This window comes from Peterkaempfera griseoplana (assembly GCF_001418575.1).
Classification (GTDB): Bacteria; Actinomycetota; Actinomycetes; order Streptomycetales; family Streptomycetaceae; genus Peterkaempfera; species Peterkaempfera griseoplana.
In genome coordinates, this window is record NZ_LIQR01000565.1 from 1 (window position 1) to 3664 (window position 3664).

5 protein-coding genes are annotated in these 3664 nt (G+C 76.4%); 3 read left to right on the top strand and 2 right to left on the bottom strand.

The features are described from left to right. Nucleotides 1-4 precede the first annotated feature (4 nt). Nucleotides 5-775 (top strand): enoyl-CoA hydratase family protein, encoded by a 771-nt coding sequence (locus AOK09_RS32750; RefSeq protein WP_055590856.1) that lies wholly within the window; start codon nt 5-7, stop codon nt 773-775. 84 nt (nt 776-859) lie between these two features. Next, nucleotides 860-1468 carry a TetR/AcrR family transcriptional regulator gene (locus AOK09_RS32755; RefSeq protein WP_055590857.1) on the top strand — a complete coding sequence of 203 codons (609 nt, stop codon included), beginning with the start codon at nt 860-862 and terminating at the stop codon, nt 1466-1468. 18 nt (nt 1469-1486) lie between these two features. Here the strand turns inward: AOK09_RS32755 and AOK09_RS32760 are convergent, their stop codons facing one another. Continuing rightward, complete coding sequence (locus tag AOK09_RS32760; protein ID WP_055590858.1) at nt 1487-2254, bottom strand: maleylpyruvate isomerase family mycothiol-dependent enzyme; 768 nt, start codon at nt 2252-2254, stop codon at nt 1487-1489. A gap of 100 nt (nt 2255-2354) precedes the next feature. Here AOK09_RS32760 and AOK09_RS32765 point away from each other — a divergent pair, with 100 nt between their 5' ends. Beyond that, a complete protein-coding gene (locus AOK09_RS32765) occupies nt 2355-3140 on the top strand; it encodes an acyltransferase (RefSeq protein WP_055590859.1) in 786 nt (261 codons plus the stop codon). Nucleotides 3141-3233: 93 nt separating this feature from the next. Here AOK09_RS32765 and AOK09_RS32770 read toward each other — a convergent pair. Next, the coding region (locus AOK09_RS32770) for an MFS transporter (RefSeq protein ID WP_157876129.1) at nt 3234-3664 on the bottom strand (431 nt) is incomplete at its 5' end.

Below are 3664 nucleotides of genomic sequence, written 5' to 3' on the forward strand. Positions count from 1 at the left end.
CGCGATGACCGACCCCACCGCCGCCCCCCTCGTCCGCCGCACGGTCGAGGGGGCGGTCGCCACCCTCACCCTGGACTCCCCGCACAACCGCAACGCCCTCTCCACCCGCCTGATGGACGAACTGGAGCAGGGCCTCGCCGAGGCAGCCGAGGACCCGGCGGTGCGGGCCGTGGTCCTCACCCACACCGGCAAGGTCTTCTGCGCCGGGGCCGACCTCTCCGAGGCCACCTCCGGGGACCCCACCGCCGGCCCCCGCCGGCTGGTGCGGATCCTGCGGGCCGTGGTGGAGTGCCCCAAACCCGTGGTCGCCCGCGCCGACGGGCACGTCCGGGCGGGCGGCCTCGGCCTGCTCGGTGCCTGTGACATCGCGGTGGCCGGACCCGCCGCCACCTTCGCCTTCACCGAGGTCCGCCTGGGCCTCGCCCCCGCGGTGATCTCGCTGCCGCTGCGGCCCAGGCTCGACCCGCGGGCCGCCTCCCGCTACTACCTCACCGGCGAGACCTTCGACGCCGCCGAGGCCGTGCGGATCGGCCTGGTCACCGTGGCCGCCGAGGACACCGGGGCGGCCCTGGAGCCGATCCTTGAGGCGCTGCGGCTGGCCTCCCCGCAGGGCCTGGCCGAGTCCAAGCGGCTGGTCGCCGCCGATGTGCTGCGCTCCTTCGACCAGGACGGCGAGGACCGGGTGGCCGCCTCGGCGCTGCTCTTCGGCAGCGCGGAGGCCCGCGAGGGCATGACCGCCTTCCTGGAGCGCCGCCCTCCCTCCTGGGCCCGCTGACCCGCACCCGCACCCGCACCCGCACCCCGGACGGCCCTGGCAGCCCGGATCGCCCCGCACCGTGACAAGGAGCACCCGCACCCCATGACCATCCAGGCGGCCTCCCGCATGCCGCAGCAGGACCGCAGCCGCGCCACCCGCCGCCGGCTGCTGGAGGCCGCCGTGGAGTGTCTCGCCGCCCACGGGTGGGCGGGCAGCACCGTCTCCGTGGTCGCGGAGCGCGCCGGGGTCTCCCGCGGCGCGGCCCAGCACCACTTCCCCACCAGGGAGGACCTTTTCACCGCCGCGGTGGAGCATGTCGCCGACGAGCTGCTCGCCGGGGTACGCGAGCAGCTGTCGCCGCAGAACCGGGGCGACACCCCCCGCACCGAGACCGTGGTGGAGGTCATCGTGCGGATGTACACGGGCGAACTGTTCCGCGCCGCGCTGCACCTGTGGGTGGCGGCCGCCCGCGAGGAGCCGCTGCGGACGCGGATCATCGCCCTGGAGAACCGGGTCGGCCGGGAGGCGCACCGCGCCGCCGTGGAGTTCCTCGGCGTCGACGAACGCGCCCCCGGCGTACGGGAGACCGTGCAGGCCACCCTGGACATGGCCCGTGGCCTGGGCCTGGCCAACCTGCTCACCGACGACGGCGCGCGGCGTGCCCGGGTGGTCCGCCAGTGGGCCCGGATCCTGGACGGCGTCCTGGGCTGACCCGCCGTCCGCCCGGCGTCAGCGCACCTGTGCGGTCGCGCTCCACAGGTCCAGCAGCGACCGGTCCCCGGCGACCTCGATCCCGTGTTCCGGATCTGCGGGCCGCCGGTTCCACAGCGCCGCGTAGAGGTCGGCGGCCCGGCCGCTGACGGTGCAGTCGGCCGGACCGGCCTCCCGGCGGACCACCACCGGTCCGCCGCTGATCGACACCGTCAGCTCGCCGCGCCCGTCCGCGGCGTCCGTGATCCGTACCAGCAGGGTGCGCGGCCGCTCGGAGCGCAGCCGGGAGACCGGGCGCACCAGGAACCCGCAGAGCAGCTCGTCGACGCCGTCCTCGGCGAAGGCGCCCGCCACGGGGACGGGCGCCCGGCCCGCCGCGGACTCGGCGTCCATCCGGTGCACCGCGGTCTCGTGGGCCTGCCGCCGCGCCCAGAAGGCCGGCGGCGACGGTGCGGGCAGGAAGGACCAGCACACCAGGTCGGCGGGCGCCTTCTCCAGGGTGGCGACCAGCTGCTCATGGCCCTCCCGGAACCAGTCCAGCAGCGCGCCGTCCCCGGGCTTCGGCCCCCAGGCGGCCTCGCTCCCGGCCTCGTCCAGCGGCTCGGTGCGGGCCTCGGCGACATGCGCGGCGGCCCAGCGGTGCACACGGCCGGTGTGGTGCACCAGGTCCCGCAGCAGCCACCCCGGACAGGTCGGGACGGGCGCGTCCCAGGGGGTCCCGGCGGCGGCCCGGGCGAGCAACCGCCCCTCCTGGCGCAGGGCTTCGATGTGGTCGGCCATCTCCATGGGGGGAGTGTGCCAGTGGGGCGGCCACGGCGCGCGCCCCGGGGTGTGACGTTGCTCCCCTGCCTGATCACGGCCGCCCCGCGGCGGCTACGGTGTGGCCATGCTCTCTCCGCGCTCGCTGCTCTCCACCGTCCGGGACCGCCGCCGCCGCGCCGTCGGCCGGCTGGTGCACCGCGGGTGGCGATGGGTGCAGGAGCACGGCGCGGTCTCCGCCGACCGGCCGGGGCCGTACCGCTTCGGCAGCCTCGGTGACGGCACCAGACTCGCCTTCCCGCTGGGCACGGTCTTCAACGAGGCCTGGATCCACCTGGGGCCGTTCTGCATCGTCGGGGAGCAGGTGACCCTGTCCGCGGGTTTCCTGCCGGGGCTGGACCTGGGCCCCGAGCCGATCGTGCGGATCGGTGGCGGCTGTGTGATCGGCCGTGAGAGCCATGTCGTCGGCCATCAGTCGATCGTGATCGGCGACGACGTCTGGACCGGACCCCGGGTGTACATCACCGACCAGGGTCATGAGTACCGCGATCCGGAGCTGCCGATCGGCAAGCAGTGGCCGCGCAACGAGCCGGTGGAGATCGGTTCGGGCAGCTGGATCGGCACCGGGGCGGTGATCCTGCCCGGGTCCCGCATCGGGCGCAATGTGGTGGTCGCGGCGGGCGCCGTGGTGCGCGGGGAGGTCCCCGACCACAGTGTGGTCGCCGGGGCGCCCGCCAGGGTCGTCCGCCGCTGGACCCCGGAGGACGGCTGGGAGCCGCCGATCCGTACGCCCGCCCCCCGCCCGGTGCCCGACGGTGTCACGGCGGAGCAGCTGCGGGCCCTGGTGGGCTGGGATCTGCATCTGCCGGGGGAGCCGCCGCAGGGGACCGGGGACCCCACCGCGGCGCCCTGAACCCCTGACCCCGGAGGCCCAGACCCCGGAGGCCCTGACCCGCCGGCTCCCGGTCCCGTGGCGGCCCGGCCCGTCGGGCCGCCTGGCGGCCCGTCAGCCGCGGCGGCGGTCGGTGCCGACCGCGATGGCCCCGGAGACCGCGGCCAGCACCGCGACCGTGGTGAGCGCCCCGGGCAGGCCCAGGCCGTCCGCCAGGAAGCCGATGACCGGCGGGCCGATCAGCATGCCCGCATAGCCGAGCGTGGAGGCCGTGGCCACGCCCTGCGGCCCGGCCAGCGTGCCGGCCCTGGCGATGGCCAGCGGGAACATGTTGGCCAGCCCCAGGCCCACCAGGACGAACCCGGCCAGCACCACCGGCACCGCCGGTGCCAGAGCGGCCGTCAGCATGCCCACGCAGGCGAGCATGCCGCCGCCGGCCATCACCCTGGTCTGGCCCAGCCGCATCGACATCCAGGTGCCGCTCAGCCGGCCCGCCGTCATGGCGAAGGCGAAGGCTCCGTAGCCGGCCGCGGCCAGGCCCGCGG

What these genes read in the sequence shown, in the direction of transcription:
- AOK09_RS32765 (WP_055590859.1), top strand. Translation starts at nt 2,355, where the DNA reads ATGCTCTCTCCGCGCTCGCTGCTCTCCACCGTCCGGGACCGCCGCCGC.
- AOK09_RS32760 (WP_055590858.1), bottom strand. Translation starts at nt 2,254, where the DNA reads ATGGAGATGGCCGACCACATCGAAGCCCTGCGCCAGGAGGGGCGGTTG.
- AOK09_RS32750 (WP_055590856.1), top strand. Translation starts at nt 5, where the DNA reads ATGACCGACCCCACCGCCGCCCCCCTCGTCCGCCGCACGGTCGAGGGG.
- AOK09_RS32755 (WP_055590857.1), top strand. Translation starts at nt 860, where the DNA reads ATGACCATCCAGGCGGCCTCCCGCATGCCGCAGCAGGACCGCAGCCGC.